This window comes from Vibrio sp. 10N, from assembly GCF_036245475.1.
GTDB lineage: Bacteria > Pseudomonadota > Gammaproteobacteria > Enterobacterales > Vibrionaceae > Vibrio.
This window is the reverse complement of the sequence record NZ_BTPM01000002.1, coordinates 645,887-667,119: the sequence shown is the minus strand read 5'-3', so window position 1 is coordinate 667,119 and position 21,233 is coordinate 645,887. Positions and strand designations below refer to the sequence as shown.

The 21,233-nt window shown below is 45.4% G+C and carries 15 protein-coding genes; 5 read left to right on the top strand and 10 right to left on the bottom strand.

From position 1 onward, the window contains the following. The 5 genes from rimK to AAA946_RS19125 all read right to left on the bottom strand — a co-directional run bounded on the left by rimK (window position 1) and on the right by AAA946_RS19125 (window position 7,300). A complete protein-coding gene (gene rimK, locus AAA946_RS19145; protein ID WP_338166361.1) occupies window positions 1–906 on the bottom strand; it encodes a 30S ribosomal protein S6--L-glutamate ligase in 906 nt (301 codons plus the stop codon). Window positions 907–1,391: 485 nt separating this feature from the next. Next, on the bottom strand, window positions 1,392–2,405 hold the full coding sequence (gene galE / locus AAA946_RS19140; protein ID WP_338166360.1) for a UDP-glucose 4-epimerase GalE: 1,014 nt from the start codon (window positions 2,403–2,405) through the stop codon (window positions 1,392–1,394). 102 nt (window positions 2,406–2,507) lie between these two features. Beyond that, window positions 2,508–3,917, bottom strand: a complete 1,410-nt coding sequence (locus AAA946_RS19135) for an FAD-dependent oxidoreductase (protein WP_338166359.1) — start codon at window positions 3,915–3,917, stop codon at window positions 2,508–2,510. 254 nt (window positions 3,918–4,171) lie between these two features. After that, window positions 4,172–6,622, bottom strand: coding sequence for an ABC transporter permease (locus tag AAA946_RS19130; protein ID WP_338166358.1), 2,451 nt, complete (start codon window positions 6,620–6,622; stop codon window positions 4,172–4,174). Between the two features lie 3 nt (window positions 6,623–6,625). After that, complete coding sequence (locus AAA946_RS19125) at window positions 6,626–7,300, bottom strand: ABC transporter ATP-binding protein (protein ID WP_338166357.1); 675 nt, start codon at window positions 7,298–7,300, stop codon at window positions 6,626–6,628. On the opposite strand from AAA946_RS19125, the gene AAA946_RS19120 reads away from it, so the two are divergent. From AAA946_RS19120 to AAA946_RS19105, 4 genes are all read left to right on the top strand, one after another. After that, a complete protein-coding gene (locus tag AAA946_RS19120) occupies window positions 7,299–7,907 on the top strand; it encodes an arylesterase (protein WP_338166356.1) in 609 nt (202 codons plus the stop codon). The genes AAA946_RS19125 and AAA946_RS19120 overlap by 2 nt on opposite strands. Before the next feature lie 140 nt (window positions 7,908–8,047). Further along, a complete protein-coding gene (gene fabV, locus AAA946_RS19115; RefSeq protein WP_338166355.1) occupies window positions 8,048–9,244 on the top strand; it encodes an enoyl-ACP reductase FabV in 1,197 nt (398 codons plus the stop codon). A gap of 228 nt (window positions 9,245–9,472) precedes the next feature. Next, window positions 9,473–11,329, top strand: a complete 1,857-nt coding sequence (locus AAA946_RS19110) for a putative bifunctional diguanylate cyclase/phosphodiesterase (RefSeq protein ID WP_338166354.1) — start codon at window positions 9,473–9,475, stop codon at window positions 11,327–11,329. Window positions 11,330–11,452: 123 nt separating this feature from the next. Next, window positions 11,453–13,108 carry an ABC-ATPase domain-containing protein gene (locus AAA946_RS19105; protein ID WP_338166353.1) on the top strand — a complete coding sequence of 552 codons (1,656 nt, stop codon included), beginning with the start codon at window positions 11,453–11,455 and terminating at the stop codon, window positions 13,106–13,108. Between the two features lie 41 nt (window positions 13,109–13,149). Here the strand turns inward: AAA946_RS19105 and AAA946_RS19100 are convergent, their stop codons facing one another. From AAA946_RS19100 to AAA946_RS19085, 4 genes are all read right to left on the bottom strand, one after another. Beyond that, on the bottom strand, window positions 13,150–13,761 hold the full coding sequence (locus tag AAA946_RS19100) for a DNA-J related domain-containing protein (protein WP_338166352.1): 612 nt from the start codon (window positions 13,759–13,761) through the stop codon (window positions 13,150–13,152). 121 nt (window positions 13,762–13,882) lie between these two features. After that, on the bottom strand, window positions 13,883–14,278 hold the full coding sequence (locus tag AAA946_RS19095; protein ID WP_338166351.1) for a hypothetical protein: 396 nt from the start codon (window positions 14,276–14,278) through the stop codon (window positions 13,883–13,885). 105 nt (window positions 14,279–14,383) lie between these two features. Then, a complete protein-coding gene (gene aroG / locus AAA946_RS19090; protein WP_338166350.1) occupies window positions 14,384–15,436 on the bottom strand; it encodes a 3-deoxy-7-phosphoheptulonate synthase AroG in 1,053 nt (350 codons plus the stop codon). A 205-nt stretch (window positions 15,437–15,641) separates the two neighbouring features. After that, window positions 15,642–18,386, bottom strand: coding sequence for a M16 family metallopeptidase (locus tag AAA946_RS19085; RefSeq protein WP_338166349.1), 2,745 nt, complete (start codon window positions 18,384–18,386; stop codon window positions 15,642–15,644). A gap of 136 nt (window positions 18,387–18,522) precedes the next feature. On the opposite strand from AAA946_RS19085, the gene AAA946_RS19080 reads away from it, so the two are divergent. Beyond that, window positions 18,523–20,139: a VRR-NUC domain-containing protein gene (locus tag AAA946_RS19080; RefSeq protein WP_338166348.1), complete on the top strand. Its 1,617-nt coding sequence runs from the start codon at window positions 18,523–18,525 to the stop codon at window positions 20,137–20,139. 95 nt (window positions 20,140–20,234) lie between these two features. On the opposite strand, the gene AAA946_RS19075 is transcribed toward AAA946_RS19080, so the two are convergent. Further along, entirely contained in the window at window positions 20,235–20,915 is a 681-nt protein-coding gene (locus AAA946_RS19075; protein WP_338166347.1) for a MaoC family dehydratase, read from the bottom strand. Between the last annotated feature and the right edge of the window lie 318 nt (window positions 20,916–21,233).

The following is a 21,233-nucleotide window of genomic DNA, read 5'->3' as shown; positions in this document are numbered from 1 at the left end:
TTAACCACGTCCTTTCGTTTTATTGTTGTTCGGCTTGGCATTTTTCTCGATAAACTCGTAAATAAGGCCCGCCACATCTTTACTTGTCGCGTTCTCAATTCCCTCTAGGCCTGGTGATGAGTTGACTTCCATAACCACTGGACCATTTTTTGACTGAAGGATATCCACCCCGCACAAGTTCAACCCCATCGCCTTAGCAGCGGCTACTGCTGTTGCACGCTCTTCTTTAGTGAGCTTGACTAGCTGAGCCGTACCACCACGATGCAGATTTGAACGGAATTCACCTTCGGCAGCTTGTCGCTTCATTGCCGCAATCACTTTTCCACCGACAACAAAACAACGAATATCAGCGCCGTTAGCTTCTTCGATAAACTCTTGAACCAAAATGTTGGCTTTTAGACCCATGAAAGCTTCGATAACGCTTTCTGCGGCTTTTTGTGTCTCTGCGAGTACCACACCTATGCCCTGAGTACCCTCAAGTAACTTGATAACTAGTGGCGCACCGCCAACGTTTTTAATCAAATCTGGTATATCGTCTGGCTTGCTTGCAAAACCAGTGCGAGGCAGACCAATGCCTTTACGTGATAACAGCTGTAATGAGCGCAGCTTGTCACGAGAACGGCTAATCGCTACGGACTCGTTAACACAGAAAGTGCCCATCATTTCAAACTGACGAACCACAGCGGTTCCGTAGAAAGTAATAGATGAACCAATTCGTGGAATCACCGCATCGTACTGAGGCAACTCCTCACCCATATAACGGACTTTAGAGTTACTACTAGTAATATCCATATAGCAATGCAGGGTATCAATGATATCCACTTGATGTCCCCTCGCTTCCCCTGCTTCTTTTAGGCGACGAGTTGAGTACAAGTTTTCGTTGCGAGATAGAATCGCAATGCGCATGGCAGTATCCTCTTTAAGGTATATTGTTTTATGAGTGTGAAAAGCCGGTTACGAACGACCGGAAGAGCGTGCACCTTAAGAGTTTAGCTGCAAAAAATAAAACGATAGTTTTTGGTCGTGACGATAAGAAAAGTTTATCGTTGAATACGCAAATTTCACGCATAAAAAAACCGACTTTCGTCGGTTTTTGTTAATAATTTCATTCAGTTAAAAGATTTGTAAATAAAATGTATGAATGAAGATTATTTTGCAGCCATTTCTTTCTTAACCATTACAACCGCGGCTACAACGAAAGTAATGATGAGTGCTAACTCCATGGAGTCCCCTTGTGGTTTAAGACTAATTTTACTGTTTAAATTAAGTGCTAGAACCATTTTAGCAAAAATTCAACAATATGATATTTTTTATTCAATAAATAAGGCGACATGGATCAAAAAAAGGCGCTTTTAGCGCCTTTTGTTAATTTTCTGCGACAAACGTCTAGATTAATCTGGATAACCAGTCGGATTCTGCGATTGCCAGCGCCACCCATCTTTCGTCATATCCACGAGGCTACGCGTTGCTTTCCAACCAAGCTCCTGATTGGCTTTACTCGGGTCTGCCCAGCATTCCGCGATATCACCTGGTCGACGTTCGACTACTTTGTAAGGAACTGGTTTACCTGAAGCTTGTTCAAATGCTTTCACCATTTCAAGCACGCTACTACCGTTGCCCGTACCTAGGTTATAAATTGACAGTGCTTCTTGACCATTTAAGGTTTTTAGAGCAGCAATATGACCATCGGCCAGATCCATAACGTGAATATAATCACGCACTCCAGTGCCATCTGGTGTTGGGTAATCATTACCAAATACAGACAAGCATTCACGGCGCCCTACCGCCACCTGTGACACAAATGGCATTAGGTTATTTGGGATCCCTTGAGGATCTTCACCCATTTCACCTGTAGGATGAGAACCGACCGGATTGAAGTAACGCAATAACGTTATCGTCCAGTCTGGGTTTGCTTTGTGAAAATCAGTCAAACACTCTTCCACCATCAACTTACTGCGGCCATAAGGGTTGGTCGCACTGGTTGGAAAAGATTCGGTAATTGGCACAGACGCTGGATCGCCGTAAACCGTTGCTGAAGAGCTAAATACGATATGCTTCACGCCCGCTTCACGCATTGCATCAACCAGTACCAGGGTGCCATTAACGTTGTTATCGTAGTACTCGAGAGGCTTCTCAACAGATTCACCGACCGCTTTCAGACCGGCAAAGTGGATCACGGAATCTATGTTGTGTGCTGTCATCACTTCGACAAGAGCTTGCTTATCACGCACATCACCTCTCACAAACACTGGGCGATGTTTCGTGATCTTCTCAATGCGATCAATCACCGCTGATTTAGCGTTGTACAGGTTGTCGAAAATAATCGGCGTCATACCGGCTTCAATCAACTGCACACATGTGTGACTTCCGATGTAGCCTGCGCCACCCGTTACTAATACGTTCATGATAAATTCCTTGTGTTTCTCTAAAGCGATTATATGCAATCAGTGCGAATTTGCGACTCTTTATTTTCTCTAATCGTTATAAACCAATGAATTAGGCGTAGATTAGTAGGCAACAGCGAGCGATTCCGGGTAGCCTCGGTCACGCGCAATGCGCTTTGCGACCTGCTCAACTTCGTTCGGCTCCAACGCTGTGTAATCGTTGCCGTGCTCGCCATGCTCCGAAAACCAATGAGTCATTATCTTTTTGGCTGCGAGCAACGCTGATGACGCTTTGACAATTTCTAACCGTGCGTATCGAGCGCCATCGAAGCTCACATCAGCAGAGCGAAGACTGGGCTCCTGCCCTGGAATTTGTTGTGCACCGTACAAAGGCTTTCCGGCAGGCTCTGCGGAAGAAAATTTTGGTACATACTGAGCAACGTGCTGAATGGCGCTTTGTGAGCGCGAGGTTTGAACCTGTGATGGCCAGCCATGGTCAATCTTGTCCACTAAGTGTTTCGGAAGCTGGGGTTGCGATGTCCCCTCTGTCGACTGCACCAACCCCTTATCAAACAGCGTTATGGACTTAGTCATTCCGTGAAGCTGAAAATACCCACCCGGGTATGGCGTCAACTGTGCCATACCTTGTGGTGTGCCACGTTTGCCATGAAAAATGACCTCTGGCCACTTCTCATCCTGATGCTGGGCCCATTTAGTCACATAGGCTGCTTTGAATTCAACCAGTCTTTGGCGAGGCTTTTCAAGTTGATCATCGATGGTGCCTGTGCGAAAGCCGCAGGCATTAACGACAAAATCAAACGACTGAGTCTCCCCGTTTGCGAGCTCGATTTCGTACTTATTACCTTTGTCGCGTATTTGTTTAACTCTCACGCCAATGTGTGTATGCAACGTATCAATTTGCTGCGCCCATAACTCTACTGACGACGCCACACGAAACAGGCTTAATCCATATTCTTGAACTACATAGACGGGGTATTTGAGCTTTTCTAGATCCGCATGCTTAGCAAAGGGTATCAGCCAATCTTCGAGAGTTAGTGGTATTTTAGGTGTCGGCTTTGTGGATAAAGCTACTAATGTTTGCTGATCGAATTCGTGATAATAATCATCCGGTGCACCGAGCACTTGGTTGGCGCTATCTGCATCAACGAGTTTCGCGTAAGCATTACGAAGCACCTTAAGGCGTGGTAATAAGGCGACTGGCTCGCCTTCGTCAGACTGCGGCACTGCTATTACTGTAGGGCGTTCATTAACTACGGATGGAAAAAAGCGCACAAACTCAATCGACTGTTGGAGTAAGTCGAGACAGTGCTGCTCCGAAATTTCACGATATAGATTGCCACCAGCATGCAAATGGCAAATGGGTGGTCCACTGACAAGACGCGGGTTCTTCTCATACACAGTGACATCTAGACCCTGTTTGGCAAGGTATAATGCGACGGTTGAGCCAGCAACGCCCCCACCAATGATGGCCACTCGTTGACCACTCTGCGCCTTTGCGAATTCTTGACTCATTTCTTATAGATTGGCGTGATAAAGATGCGACATTTTAGCCGTATCTAAGACTAAAAAAAATCCCATTTTTTGTGATGTTTTCCCTTGACAGTTAATCGGTGAATAAGTTTTCTGACAGCCTGATGACAATAAGATGACCCGCCACAACCGACAAATAAAAGGCTAACGATTTATGGCCCTGAGAATACTCTTGAGTTATCCAAAACTTTATCCACCGTTTTTGTGGATAACTTAACAAAAACGGTGGCTAAGTATTAGGCAAACTGCTCTTGAGTAGTAGTAAGCATCTGTCGTATCAATGAAAAAAGAACCAGTGCTAATGTCACGAAAGCGATTGCGGGTACCATGAACCAAGTGGATAAATGCCAGCTCCAAGGCAAGTCAAACCCGATCGTCATGATCGATCCTACGACCAGTTCTGCCCCTAATGTCGCAACAAACCCCGCGGTAATCGCCATGATCCCATACTCCGCCCAAATAGTCCGAACGATCCTTTTTCTACTTGCACCTAGGGTACGGTATAGACGTATCTCTGCCTGACGTTGAGACAGACTCAATCTAAGCAAAGTAAAGATGAGCAAAACACCTGACAGTACGCCTAAGGCCGCCAAAACGGTAATCGACCAAACAATCTGGCTAAGTAGACCTTGGATCTTCTCTCCCATTAAGCGAATATCCATCAAACTTACCGTTGGGTGATTCCGAGATAGCCCCGCTATCAAATCGTCATCCTTCTCTGCAAGTCTAAAGCTTACAAGCCATGCGCTTGGTATGTTTTCCAGCACATCCGGCGTAAAAATGAAATAGAAGTTTGGTTTCATATCACGCCACTCTACGAAGCGTATTGAGTTAACAACCGCAGTCACCTGTTGGCCATTAATGGTAAATCCAAGCTCATCACCGAGTTTGAGGCCGAGATTTTTCGCGACTTCTTGCTCTACCGAGACACCAGCACTTTGCGTCCACTCTCCTTCGAGCACCTCATTGTAGTCTGGCAAGACATCCGCATAAGTGAAGTTAAGCTCGCGGCTCAGAGCATCCTCTTCTTCTATGCCCGCTTTTTGCCTCGTCTGAGCATCTTCTCCGTTAATGAGGGTCAATCGACCACGAGAAATAGGAAAGGCTTGAGAGCGGTCAATACTGTTACTATCGAGCGCTTCCAAATATGCGTCCTTCTCATATTCAGCAATATTAAGCGCAAATGCATTGGGTGCATCGGCTGGCAAGGTACGCTGCCAATCACTCAATAAATCGTTTCTTACTAGCCAAATCGTCGTAAGTAACATGAGTGACAACCCAAGCGCCCCGTATTGCAATCCGGTATGACGTTTACTTCGGTTGATTCGACTGACCGCAAGTTTCATCGAGATTGGGAGCGACAAACGACTAAGGAGCAATGTAAATAGCACGCTAATCGCCGCCAACACCATAAACAGGCCGACAATTCCCGCAAGAACAATCCACACCAGATTGTTATCACGATACGCAATAAGCAGTGGAATGATAGGGACCAAAACTAGCAGGTAAATCCAGCCTCCCCGCTGCTCATCAGCACTTTGAAGCACCTCAACCGATGAAACAGAAATAAGCTTATAAAGAGGAATGCCCAGCGCCGGGACACCAATAAGAACACTAGAAGTAATGGCTATCAAAGCAGGCCTAACGCCATAACTAGGGAGTGGATCGGGCAGCAAATCGGTCAACGGTACTCGAAGCAGCGTCTCTAGTCCCATCCCCAGCAGTAACCCCGCCATCACTGACATGCTGAGTAACAGCAGTGTTTGGATAGAAAGCCAGCGAACCAACCACCGCCTACTAGCACCTAAGCTTTTAAGCATTGCCACAGTTTGCCTGCGGCTTTGTACGTAGTTTTGACAGGTTAACACTAAGGTTGTTGCTGCCATGATGATGATTATCGCGACCGTTAATGACAAGTATTGAGTGGTTCTATCGAAAATATCATTCGTCCTACTGCCTGACGATTGATCACGCCAGCGGTCACTAGGCGTCAACTCAATCTGGCTCTTCAATGCATCGATTTGGGATTCTTCACCCATCAGATAGGCACGGAATTGAACACGACTCCCAAGTTGGACTGCACCGGTTTGATCAACCGAAGTCTGATGGATATAGGCGGTCGGCATTTGTTGGAAAGGATTAAAACTGATGCCAGGCTCTTCTAATATAACTCCGCTTACCGCAAGTTCTGCGTCACCTATAGTGACAACGTCACCCTGCGAAACATTAAGCTGCTCAGCAATTCGGCTATCAAGCCACAGTTCGCCTTCTCGAACGCGATGTTGTGTGCCTTGGTTAGATCCTAAAGTTAGTGTGCCTCGCAAAGGAAACTTCGAATCCACGGCTTTGACCGTAATAAGCTGCATGCCTGTATCACTAAATGACATGGTCGCAAAACGCGTATACCATGACTTCTCAAGGCCCGAACTTTCGATAAATTGTGTGTTTTGTTCCGTAATGGGATTCGCCGATATATAAATACTATCCGCTGTTAATGCATCTTTTCCCTGCTTTACAATCACTTGCTCCATTCGCTCTGCCAGTGCGGCGAGGCCGAAAATGCAAGCAATAATCAAAGTCAGTGAAATGGCGATCGGCCATAATTGACCTTGTTTGATTTCGTCAAAGCTCCACTTTACTAGTCGACTATTCAGCGCTGATTCGGAGCTGGTTGCTTGATGTGACATTGGCTACTCCTGCTCCAATCGGCCTGCACTCATATGGAAAATGCGGTCGCAGCGCTTAGCTAACGTTAAATCATGAGTAACCAATACCAGTGTTGTTCCATGCTGTTGGTTAAGATCAAACAACAGCTCAACAATTTTATGAGCCGTATTTTGGTCTAAGTTTCCAGTGGGCTCATCAGCGAACAGTATTTTGGGGCTGGTCATGAATGCACGAGCAATTGCGACCCGCTGCTGCTCGCCACCAGAAAGTTGAGAAGGCAAATGATCAATACGATGCCCAAGCCCCACTGCTTCAAGCAATTGACGCGCTTTTGTTTCGTCTTCTGGATCGCCTTTTAGTAAACAAGGTAAGGTCACATTGCCGAGTGCTGTCAGGCTTGGTATCAGCAAAAAACTCTGAAACACAAAACCTAAATGTTCACTGCGTATGCTTGCACGTGCCTCATCGTCCAGTTTTGATATTGGGTTTGACAGTAATTGAATGTTGCCTGAACTGGGCACATCAAGGCCCGCCAGGAGTGTCATTAATGTTGATTTCCCAGCGCCTGACGTACCAACGATAGCAATAGACTCTCCTTCTTGAATAGACAAATTCACGTCCTCAAGGATTGTTAAATGCTCCGTTTTCGTAGACACTACTTTGGTCACTGATTCAGCTTTGATTATGGAAGAACTCATGATTCGGCAACTTTCCTCTCTGATTATTATTTTTGTTTCCTTGGCCTCTTTTCACGCAAAGGCGGCGTCTGTCCTTATACTCGGCGACAGTTTGAGTGCTGGTTACAACATGGCTGCCGAGCTGAGCTGGCCGACGATGCTGTCTCAACACCTTTCTGATGATGACAACCAATATGACATCATCAATGGCAGTGTGTCTGGTGATACCACCGGAAATGGTTTAGCCAAACTTCCTGGTTTACTTAGCGAGCACCAACCAGACTACGTATTAATAGAGCTTGGCGCTAATGATGGACTACGTGGCTTCCAGCCAGGCATCATCGAGCGCAATTTATCGACGCTCATTACGCAAAGCCAACAAGCTGGCGCGACCGTGTTTTTGATGCAAATTCGCGTGCCACCCAACTATGGCAAACGCTATGCCACCATGTTCGAAAACATCTATCCGACACTGGCAGCAAAACACGAGATCCCGCTTATTCCCTTCTTTCTTGAACAAGTCATTGTTAAGCCTGAATGGATGATGAAAGACGGACTCCACCCTAAACCCGATGCCCAACCTTTTATCGCACAATTCGTTGCTGAAGCCCTAAAGCCCCACCTCTAAGGCCTCCTTTGGCGATTTTAGCAACACGGTTGCTGAGTAAATACACTCAGAATCGCCATTTTGATGCCCTAGCTCAATATAATTTACAACACTTTACGCTATCTTGAGTTTTTATCATCGTCTTAGATAGGTTGTATAGAGTGATAGTTGAACCAGTTATCAGCGGTGTTGTCGCAAAAACCGCCCACCCAGAAGGGTGTAAGAAGGCAGTTGATGACCAAATCGCTTACGTGAAATCAGCAAGCCCGATCAAAAATGGCCCCAAACGTGTGCTTATTTTGGGCGCATCATCCGGCTTTGGGCTAGCAGCACGCATTGCACTGACATTTGGTGGTGCGGAGGCCGATACTATCGGTGTTTCTTTTGAGCGTGGCCCTTCTGAAAAAGGACTGGGTAGTGCTGGTTGGTACAACAACATCTATTTCAAGCAACGCGCCCAACAAGTAGGTCGCCGAGCCATCAACATTATTGGCGATGCATTCTCGCAAGACGTGCGCGAGCAAGTCATAGAAGCCGTTGAGACCTATTTCGAAGGTGAAGTCGACCTCGTAATCTACAGTTTGGCCACCGGTGTTAGACCCAAGGGCAATGGAGAATTTTGGCGCTCTGCGATCAAGCCCATTGGTGAGGCCGTGTCTGGTTCATTAATTAACCTTGAAACCCAGCAATGGGAAGACACTCTACTAGAGCCTGCCACTGATGAAGAGATCGAAGGCACTCACAAAGTAATGGGTGGTGAAGATTGGGAAAGCTGGATCGATGCGCTCGTCAACTCAGATTCCGTCGCTGATGGATTTAAAACGGTAGCGTTCTCTTACGTTGGTCCAGAAGTCACACACCCGATTTACCTTGATGGGACCTTAGGTCGTGCTAAAGTCGATTTACATCAAACAAGCCACGCTCTCAACCTCGAGTTATCTAACTTTAATGGTAACGCTTACGCCGCGGTCTGTAAGGCACTTGTCACAAAAGCCAGCGTGTTTATTCCCGGATTGTCACCGTACCTACTGGCGCTTTACAAAACCATGAAAGAGCAAGGCTCGCATGAAGAATGTATTGAGCAAATGCAACGCTTGTTCTCAACCAAACTCTATGGCCAGGACAAAGTACCACTCGACGGTGAACGTTTAATACGCATGGATGACTGGGAGCTCAATTCCAACGTTCAAGATAAGGTAAAACAACGCCTCGCTGAGATGAATCAGGACAACTTTAAGCAAGTCGGTGATTTTGATGGTTTCCAGCGCTCGTTCTTAAACCTTAACGGTTTTGGGTTTGATGGCATTGATTACAGCAAGCCACAAGATATTGAAGCATTAAAACGCCTCAAACCTTAACGTAAATGGTCGGCGAAAGAGAGCGGTTCTCTTTCGTCGCTACTCATTCCAGCACGCCTCCCTCCTCGACTGTTAACTCTCAAGTTTGAGAATACGTTTATTCTTCCAGCTTATTATCAAGCCCCGACAGACTATCTTCCACCTAATTTAAACTCAGCCCTTATACTGTAAGAACGACGTTTCGCTTCGACAATGACGACGAAGCACAACCACAGGATGTGGTAGACATTGAAGAAATCTATAAAGCGATCCACTCTGCAACGAATGAGTGACCAAGACCAAGCATGGGTGATTGAGCAAGCGCAGATACCAGCGACAACCTCAAGTTCCTTGCCTGTGTTTGGATGGTGCTCAATAGAGCGCAACTGCTTGAAGCTGCAATACATATCTCAATCACACGCCATGATCGCCAAGGTGGTCACACTCACTAACGCCGGTAACGCCGTCGTTCCAGATTCCGATGAACCTATCCTCGCAGCACTGTCGTCTATGCTTGCTCCTTTAACAACACTAACACTTGGGTTCCAGCGTGTTTATGCCTTGTCCAAGCACCCTTCTGGCATAGTGTTTTCAGCATCAGACACCTCATCCAACTCCTTAGAATTTCTGAACCGCTTACAACAGTCACTATCACTGTGGCTAGTAAGAAGAGAGTGCGCAGAAAAAGTGGCCCACACGCGGCACCATTATAAAAATCAAATGGCCAAATATCAGTGCAAACTAGACCAAATACACCAAGATAAGCATAAGCTCGAAAAGCAAATGCTGTACCAGCTCAGTCATGACTCAACGACAAATATGCTCAATCGAGCTGGGCTTGAAAACGCGCTATCTGCGTCATTCAATAGCACCCCTATCGTCAGTGGTGAAGCCTACCTAAGTGTCATTTTGGTTCAATTTACCAATGGAGAGCGCGTACAGGCGAGAATTGGTTGTGAAGGCTTAGATGAGCTACTCAAAGAGTTTGAGAGAAAAATATCCGACGTCACAGCTCAGATACATTATTTCGCTAGAATTTCTACCACGGAACTCGCCCTAGCAACGGTGATCCCATCATTCGATGAAAAAAGTCTACCGACGCTTTGTAAACAAATAGCCAATATCGCCAAGCAAGGCTTTTTTTATCAAGGGCAAGAAGTTCATCTTCACAGCTATATGGGTGTGGCGAACTCATTTCATACTCAAGAACCGAGTCAGCTTATTGATAACTCGTTTCATGCAGCGTTAGCGTGTAAGGAATCGGGAGAGCTGGTGAGTTTTTATACGCAAGCCGATCAGCAAAACCAAAAAGCCTTCAACCAACTTGAGCACTACCTACTACAAGCCGTACGCAACGACGATTTGATTTTATACTTTCAGCCCAAGGTCGACATAACGTCGCAAAAATGGGTCGGTGCCGAGGTGTTACTTCGTTGGAAGCACCCCGTAATGGGAGAAATGTCGAATGAAGCATTGATTCACATGGCCGAGCAAAATGGGTTAATTATCGAAGTCGGTTACTTTGTATTAAGTAACGCCATTGATCGCGCCTCAGAGTGGGCTGAGTTTGCTCCTGAGTTCTGCTTGTCAATAAATGTGTCTGCCAAGCAGATCTGCTTACCTGCATTTGCGAGCAAAGTCGCGGCGCTGCTTGAGCAATACGAACTCCCTGCGCACAACCTTGAACTTGAACTGACTGAAAGCAGCCTCGTCTCCAATTTTGACGTAGCCAAAGCGAATATAGACACGCTGACATCACTGGGCGTTAAGTTTGCGCTCGATGACTTTGGTACTGGATATGCCTCATTCAACTATCTTAGAAAATTGCCCTTTAGTGCCTTAAAAATAGACAAAGAGTTTTTGACTAACATTTTTGACAATCCACAAGACAAATCCATTTTCCGCTCTATTAGTACTATCGCCAGAAAACTCAATAAACAAGTCATCGTTGAAGGTGTTGAGACACAGGAGCAACATCTATTCATTACCCAAGAGCAGTGTGATGTCGGACAAGGCTTTTATTACGCCAAACCTATGCCACGCGATATCTTTGAAGTCGAGCTGAAAAAACAGTACCCGCCACCAGATACATTCATCATTCGTTAGCAAATGTTGATCGGTTTGGCTCTGAGGCCCTACGGATTTGCTATTATTCAAGCAAACCCTTTACCGACGATGGTTCGCCTCCTATAATCGCGCACCAACCTTTTGAAATTCGAGACATTCGACATGGATCTACTCATTGCCAAACTTAAAAAAATCGAAAAGCAAAACTATCGTGCTTACCAACAAATAAAAGGAAGTTACGATTTCACCGATTTTGAGTTTCATATCGATCACGTACAGTCGGATCCATACGCAGCGGCCTCCCGCGTGCGTGCATTTCGTCGCTGGGCACCAACAGGCCTTGAGTGGTTAAAGCAACAATCCCCTGCTTATCAAATTGCAGCACGTGATTACCTTGCGCGACAATTTGCACTCTTTGCCAAGCAAGAAAACAGCGTCTCGATTTCAATTACCGGTCAAACGGTGCTGGATTCTACGTCAGTGGTGTTTACAGAGGAAGGAATAGAACTGCGTTTTCGAATCAACCTTCCAGCAGAAGGTCGTAGCATTCTCGCTAAAAAAGCGATAAACATCATGACGTTCCACCTTCCAAAGTACATTCGTAAAGCGACCCTAGATCGCGAGCTAGATATCGATGCACTAAAGCACCATTGTGAAGTGGTCGAAGATCAGGTCATGCTACGTGAGCAGCTGCAAGCGAACAACTTGGTCGCCTTCGTCGCTAACGGCAGTGTTCTACCTCGTCTTGCCGGTAACTGTGATTTGCCTATGAAGGACGCGGTGGCCTTTACCTCTCCAGCCTCCCTAGAAGTCACACTGCATAGACCAAATCAAGGTTACATTAAAGGTATGGGCGTTCCTGCAGGCGTTACACTGATCGTCGGTGGTGGCTTCCATGGTAAGTCAACGCTACTAAATGCATTAGAAAAAGCAATTTACGATCATATTCCAGGTGATGGCCGTGAAGGTGTTGTTGCACTTAATGACGCTTGCAAAATCAAAGCAGAAGATGGACGCTCTATTCACAATCTGAACTTGAGTAACTATATCAATCACTTACCATTCGGAAAGCAAACCACTGACTTCAGTACCCAAGATGCGTCCGGCTCAACATCTCAAGCGGCTTGGTTACAAGAATCTATCGAGTCTGGTGCTACGGCAATTTTAATTGACGAAGATACCTCGGCAACAAACTTTATGATCCGCGACGAACGTATGCAGGCATTGGTTTCTAAGGGTGATGAACCTATTACTCCGTTTGTCGATCGCGTCGGTCAACTGCGTGACGAATTAAACATTTCTACCATTATCGTTATGGGTGGCTCAGGCGATTACTTAGATGTTGCCAATACCGTGATTCAAATGCATGACTATCAAGCGATTGATGTGACAGAGAAAGCACGTGAGGTCATTAAGCTTCACCCAACAGAACGCCAAAACGAGTGTGAGAAACCGCTTGAACTGATCCCGCCACGTCATGTGGATTGTGCTCACTTACAAAAATTGCTTATCGACGGTAAGTACCGAGTTTCTGGCAAAGGTGGCAACAACCTAAGGTTCGGTAAAGAACATATTGATGTACAAGCGCTTGAGCAACTAGAATCGAACTCAGAACTCAATGCAATTGGCTGGGCTCTTTTCCAGTTCGCGCAAAACCCTGGCTGGTCGATGCACCCACCAAAGGATATCGCTAAATTGCTAGAAGGTAATTGGAGCGATTCGATGCCAAACTCGGGCGATCTTGCTAAACCGCGACTCGTTGACGTATTGGCAACACTCAACCGTTTACGTGCGGGGAAAATGCGACAGCCTCGCTAGACACAAGCAACCAAAACTTGTCACATGAAATAGCGTGGTCATTACTCCTTCAGTATTGACCACGCTTCACAATAGACACGAAACTTTTCACTATCCCCACCCACTCTATCTGGGTGCCATTTTAATGCTAATCGGCGCCAAGCTTGACGGATTTCTTTTTGCGTTGCCGTTTCATCCAAATCAAAACAATCCAGAGCCTGCCGTTGTGACATTGTCACCTCTTGCACGCCCACGTGTTTTTGATATCGAGTCCAAAACTCTGCTAATAATCGTTTTACTTCACGGTTATCTGCTTCGTAATGTGACCAGTCGAGATAATACTCGCGCAGCGGGTCGTCACTGAAAACAGCATGTTGGGAAGGATTAAATGGCATAAGGCGGATATCCATTGCCTCGACTTGCAACCATTTTTCGGGGATGAGTATATCTTGAAGTTGATAGAGCGCGTTCATTAGCAAAAAATTGCGCTTAAATAGGTCTTTTTCAGCGCTGTCATCAAGAGTTGGGATCAAATCTTTTTCAGCTAATAATGAAAACAGCTTATGAATTTGTAGGCTTTCTGACTGACGTTCAAACACATTAAGCACTGACCACAACAGTGGGTTTTCCGCTTGACGCTGAATGTGTATTTGATGAGATTTAAGTTCCGTCAAGACTCACTCCCTGCCCAAACGATCATGTTCCTTTCTCTATGGTAGCATTACATCGTCAATAACAGGAAACGGCAAAGCATGCCAAATGCAATGCCCCTTCCGAAATGACCCAGTTATCGGTTTAACTTTTCAACTGAATCGCGTTGTAGGTTTCACTCTTAACGCCTGGTTGGCGCTTTTTCATGATCACTTCAATAGCTCGCGAACCGTTAGTGACCTTGTAACGAATGGATTGATTCAGATAAGTATCGTTTCGGCGCCCTTCTCTCGCTTCCAATTTTATGGTCTTCTTGTTTCTATTCACCTCGCATCGATAATCCCAGTCAGTTTCAAAGTCCTTTAATGACAATAGCACTCGCTTTCCTGCTCCAGTTTGCGTTTTAATGCCGCGCGGTTTCTTATCGATCGCTAACGCCAGACCAGCGGTACATATCTGTTCATTAGTTAATGTCGCCGCCATGGACGACGCTGACGTCATCAAAGCCAATCCAAACACCATCAAAGCCTTTACTTTCATTATCTTCCCCCATACAGTATGCTGCACATTAAAACACGGCGTACTGTAAACCGCAAATAAAAAAGCCTTCACCGAAGTAAAGGCTTAAATGCTTTAGGTTTTTAGTTAGCCTTTGCGACGCGCTTCTACCGCATCTGCAAGTTCACGCAGCACTTTCTCAGTGTCTTCCCAGCCGATACAAGCATCTGTAATTGACTGGCCGTAAGTTGGTGCGACACCATCAACCAGATCTTGACGACCTTCAACTAGGTGCGATTCGATCATGACACCAAAAATCGCGTCTTCACCGTTAGCCATTTGCTCAGCAACATCTGTCGATACGACTTTTTGACGCTGGAACTGTTTAGAGCTGTTAGCGTGACTAAAGTCGATCATCACTTTAGCTGGCAGACCGTTAGCTGTTAGCTCATCTTTAATCGCCTTCACATGTGATGCACTGTAGTTTGGCTCTTTACCACCGCGCAAAATGATGTGGCAATCTGGGTTACCCGCAGTTTCAATAATCGCAGAATGACCGTATTTAGTGACCGACAAGAAGTGGTGAGAAGCGCTTGCAGAACGAATAGCGTCTGATGCGATTTTGATGTTGCCATCTGTACCATTCTTAAAGCCAACTGGGCAAGAAATACCAGAAGCTAGCTCACGGTGAACCTGAGATTCCGTCGTACGTGCACCAATTGCACCCCAACTAATAAGATCTGCAACATACTGTGGCGTGATCATATCTAAGAATTCACTGGCTGTCGGCATACCCATATCAGTAAGATCAAGCAGAAGCTTACGACCCATGCGTAGACCGTCGTTAATTTTGAACGTGTCATTGAGGTAAGGGTCGTTGATTAGACCTTTCCAACCAACCGTAGTACGCGGCTTTTCAAAGTAAACTCGCATCACGATTTCCAGGCGATCACCAAGCTCGTCACGAAGTACTTTCAAACGCTTGCCATATTCAACGGCGGCTTCAGGATCATGGATTGAACAAGGACCAACGATTACTAGTAGTCGATCATCTTCGCCTTCAAGAATGTTATGGATCGCTTTACGTGCGTTAAACGTGGTAGAAGAAGCAACTTCAGTCGCTGGAAACTTCTCTAACACAGCAACAGGTGGTAAAAGTTCTTTTACTTTGTTAATTCTTACGTCATCAGTTTGGAACATCGCTTACTTCTTCCTATTCTTTATTTCTACATCTTGTTGAGCGCGACCATCACAATCCATTTTGTGATTTATATCGCGCTCTTTCCTGTAACTTATCCGCTTAGAACAAGAAGTGCAATCACTAATTTTAAAAAAAGGCAAATTTCCTCACCGTTTTTCCAAATTAACACCATGTAAACTTTTTAATACGGTCGATTTTTTATCCTTATGGATTGATTAACAAAGAGAATTTGTTGGAATTTCGACCGAACTCCTGTTTGGCCATACGATCGAGATCACTCAAAGTTACGCTCTCTGCCACCGATTCATAGTTATAAAGGGCCTCGGTGCCATAACCGAAGAGCCAATAACGGAACAGCATAAAACTCATATTTTCTGGATTATCTGACCAAGGCGATAGATCGCTTTTTAGCTGAGCAACCACTTTGTCACGCTCTTGAGCTTCGAACCCATTGAGTACATCTTTAGTGACGTCTTTAAACAAACTCATCGTCTTGGTTTCATCTTTTGGTTCTACGTGAGCATAAAACGACCAGCCGACTAGACCATTCCCTTCTTGGAGAAAACCATAGGCTTCTGGACTGTAGTCCAATGAGTTATCCACTCGAAGCGTTTGCATGACTCGTTCATTAAGTAACCTTTGCAACATATCCTCTGCAAACACATCTTTTGCGGTTCTCGGCTCATTTCGTTCGGCAACCGAGACCATGTACACTTTGGATTTACCGTCCTGAGAAGGGTAGTTGTCGATAGTTATCATACTTGCTGGCCCTGACGATTTAAGCGAGGCTGTAGGCCAAGAGTATGCAGCCTTATCCGTAAACTCTATGCTCGCAATATACTGCTCGATGATCGATTTAACCTCTGCTGCTGGTTTGCTCCCTACTAACACCATTTTGTAGCCTCGGTTAACTCGAACTAATTTATTGTAAGCCTCGAGTACACTTTCCTTATTCACCATCGCAACTTCTGATTCAGTCCTTGATTGCAAGTGACTGTATGTATCCAAACCAAGCCTAAACGCGTCGTTAAAAGTTTTGAATTCAGGCTCCTGCTCTAAACGCTTGAGCTCATTAATCAGCATCGTTTTCGCTTTATCCACTGCCAAGCCATCAACATCGGTCAAAGACATCGCGTGATGCATTACTGACATAACATCTGCGATACCTTTCTCATTGGTACCAAACACCATCCCGTGTTTAGCATCACGAATGAAAGGTTCAACGTAACTATTGGATCGACGAAACGATCGTTCTATTTGTTCTGGGGTTAAAGGGCCAATATGACTGTTAAGAGCAACGAGAGGAAAAAGTTGCCCAGAGGCCATCAACGCTTTATCTAATATCGCCGAGCCACCAAGCGACCCAAACCAGCCGTAAAATTTGTCTGCAGCCTTATCATGCTGAGCATAGAGTACTTCAATGTCATTGGATAATTTCCAAAGAACCAAGTCGTGCTCTTGCTTCTCTATCGATACAACACTTCCTTTAGTATCTGGAACAGCAAGCGTCTTGGAGACGACCATTTGAAGTGGTTTATCAGTTTTTTGTTTAAGTCCGGCCGTAATAGCACTTACATCAACAGACTCATGTTTGGTATTAACCGCAATAATAGGCGACTGTGAAAACAACTTTTTGATGGCTTTATTGGCGTGCCTTACCGTCATTTTGTCGACTAAACGACGGTGAACTGAGACATATTGATTAGGATCTTGAGCGATACTCTGAGCCTGCATCATGCCAAATTTATAATCGATGAGCTCCTTAGAAGTCCAAACCTGAATATCATTCAACAACTGGTCATTGAACGATACCCAACTGCGTTTTACCGTATCTAACTCATCTTCACTGATTCCGTGTTGGGTCAACGATGCAACAGCAGCAGTCACTGCTTGTTGGACTTTATCACGCTCTGACTCCTCAAATGCAGCCCCAATGAGCAACCAGCGATGACCATGCAAATCCATTGGATACGTGTTTAGCCCTTGCAGAGTAAACTCTGGAGAACGATTCAGCTCAGACAACCTGTTTGAAACCAAATCGCTAATGAAATACGTACCCAGTTGAACAAGCTGATCAGCCTCGGTAATCACTACAGGATTTGGCATTTGATAACCAAGATCCAGGGTGGCATACTCTTGCGGCAGAGCCTTAGCAACGAAAGGCTCATCATTAAATTCAATTGGATCAATCAGAGTTCGCCTTGGCTGCTCTCCTTTCTTTATTGAACCAAAATGACGGTTTATTGTGGTGAGTAAGTCGTTTTGTCCCCAGTCACCGACAATCCAGAGTTCCATGTTCTGAGGTTGGTACCATTGCTGATAAAACCCCTGAAGCTCCTTGATATCCATGTTCTCAATTGAAGATTTGCTGCCAAGTATGTCGTGAGACTCAAGCTCAGTTCCCTTGAGCAAATGTTGATACGCTTTATCAGCGTATGGCTGAGGATCCGGCCTTGTCACTCTCATTTCACCAATGACGACCCCTTTCTCTTGCTCGATCATCGCCTCGGTAACGGTCATACCCCCGGCGACATAAGCTAACCAAGAAAGAGCGGCATTTAGCGACTCGGCATCATCAATGGAGAGTTCATACGCCGTGTATTGATTGTATGTAAATGCATTGAGATCAGCGCCAAAACTTACCCCTGACTGGAACAAAGTTTCTTTCACTGCGTTTTGCTCCGGCACATTCTCCACTCGGAAGAATAAGTGCTCTAGAAAGTGGGCATAGCCTGATTGTTTTGCGGTCTCTTGAAGACTCCCGGCATGAACTACGAGCCTAAAGCTAAGTGGTTCACCTGTTTTTTGGTACTGACTGACGACCAGGCCATTTTCCAGCTCAGTCGTCGCCCACCCAATATCAGGTTTGATCGGAGCATCACTCTCAGGAGAGCAGCCAAACACCAACATTAATACCCCAAAGACACACCATAGTTGCAGTTTTTTCATACCAATACCTAGCTTGCGAGTAGTAACGCTAAACGCTACGATGTTTGATAAATCAATGAAATACTATTCAATCACTTGCAGTTAGTTTTCCAACTCAATGCGAGTCATTTCATAAAACCAACCTGAAGGCCATACCGTGAGTAAGATTTCTCCAATCACCCTCGAGCCAAAATACTACCTAAGCAATTTCATGACGTTGCTGCGCAGCGTAGAGCGATTGTATGGTGATTTATTAAATAAGATGGAGCACGACTGGTTCGCTCGCTTTTACGCCCTCGAACAAGATGAGCAGTGCCTTCTGATCCGTATGATGACTCGTAAGGGAGAGTGGTTTCGAAGTGACAAACTGACCTACCCTGAGCTTTCAGGCACAGAGCAATTACTTAGTAAACTTGAGCTTGCCGGTTTCCTCGATTTAACGCCACCGAGTTCGCCACGTGAATTAGCCGACAAACTCCTAACCAAACCAGAGCTATTGTCACTGTTCCCGGAGTTACCGAAGGCTCTTCGTAAACCAGAGCTTATTGCCCTGCTCCCTGAACAAATAGAAAGCACGGAAATCTCATTACCATTTACGCCCGTTAAGCTCATCGACAACGACAAACTGCCACTATTTTGTTTACTGTTCTTCGGTAATCGACATCAAGAGTTCGCTCAGTTTGTACTCGAAAACTTAGGGATCCATACTTTCGAACAATACGAGATTTCCACCGAAACACGCTTATTTCACTCTAGAGAGGAATTGCTTTCATCATTAGCCATTGGCGATCTCGCTGCCAGCTATGAAGAGATAGACCGTAAATCGCAACAAGCATTGCTCGATTTTTCTCAATCCCTACCACTACCACATGGCAAACACGCATCGCGCACATACCATAAGTTGGTTAATTCAGTTGCGCGCGACCTCGAACGAAATGGCGCATTCGACGACGCGTTAAACCTGTTTAACCAAACCATCACGCCACCTTCGAGGGAGCGTCAAGCACGCATACTGAAAGCTCAAGCCAAATTTGAAAATGCACTAGAGATCGTTGAATCAATGCTAGAGGGTCCACTCAGCATTGAAGAGTTTGAAGTGGCAGAACGTTTGTCAGCGCCTCTATACAAAGCATTGAGGATCCCAAAACCAAAGGCGGAAAAACTGTCTCCCCCAGAGACGCATCGCACGTTGGATCTTAACACGCATCGTGTTGAGCTTGCCGTTGTCGAAGCCCTTAAAAGCGAAGGCTGGCAGGCTTTTTATCTTGAGAATCAATTCCTAAACACCTTGTTTGGTCTCGCATTCTGGGACATTTTATTCGCTCCTATTGAGGGGGCCTTCGTAAATCCCTATCAACGGCAACCTTTGGACTTATATCGAAAAGATTTCGTTGAGAATCGTGAGCATATAGTTGAACGCAGGCTGCATGAGATCCGGCAACAAGGTATTGCCAATTTAGTTAACCGACACAAAAGCAAGGTTGGCCTCCAAAATCCGTTTATTATTTGGGAGTTACTGGATGAGTCATGGCTTTCACTAGCCCAGGAAAACATTAGCAACGAGCAGCTTGTTGGCCTTTTTACGGTGATGCTCGATGACATTCGCGCTTATCGCGCCGGTCAACCTGACGTTGTGGCGTTTAAAGATGGTGATTGGATGTGGTGTGAAGTGAAAGGACCCGGCGACAAATTACAGCACAACCAAATACGATGGATGAAGCAGTTCGAGGGGCTCAATATTCGCTATCAAGTATGCTACGTAAACCATAGATAAGTCATTACGCAGGAACAAAAAGTGCGTACATACCAAGTTTCAAGTACAAAAAAGCCCAGTGTCAAAACTGGGCTTTAGCAATTCGATATATTGAATTAGAAGTGCAAGTGAATAACCGATGTTGCGATACAAGCTGGGCGACGCACACCTTCGATCTGTACACGGATTTCTCGCTCGATCTCCAAACCTTTTTTGATCGGCGTTACTTTAACTAAAGTACTCTGTGCGCGCAGATTACTGCCAACCTTCACTGGGTAAGGAAAACGCACCTGGTTCAGACCAATATTGACCATCATCTTTGCCGTCGGGAACAGTGGCTTATCTGCGTCAACACTGTCTGTTAATACTGGCAACAGCGACAGCGTCAGGAAGCCGTGCGCAATGGTTGTTTTAAACGGTGACTCTTCAACAGCGCGCTCTGGATCGGTATGGATCCACTGGTTATCCTCGGTAATCGCACCAAACTGATTAATACGCTCTTGACCGACATGAATCCAGCTGCCTTCGTGAATAACGGTACCGATTTGCTCTTGTAACTCGTCATACAATGCTTGAGCTGCGGGTTTGAGCACAATTTCTGGTTCGACCTGTGCAACTTCTGGTTCATTAACCGCTGGCTTGTGATAGTCTCGAACCCACGCTAGAAAATTGCTGTGGTTCGTTTTATCAACAAACTCCGTCCAATACTCTCTAATCGCTGGCGACATCCATTGCATAAGCTCAGACTGATGCTTAATAGAATCAGCTCTTTGTTTAAACAATTTTACAACTTTCATCTTGACCTCAAATCACAGTTCGCGAGAACTAACCGTAATATTTTGAAGCAACACGCGAGATCACGCAAACATTTTCGAGCGAACAAGCGTATTCTGAATGGTGTTTTAATCTATTAATTCAACAACTTAAAGATAAAAAACAATATTTTATTTTACCCCATCTAATGCGCCACAAACACGTGTAAACGTTTGCGAAGCAGTTTTAATTCGGAACACATCTCTCATTGCACAGCAAACCATCAATCTGATCAGTTTTAAAGCAAACAAACCAAAAGACCAAATTTTCCCTTTACAGCTAACTCCTACCCCCCTATTATG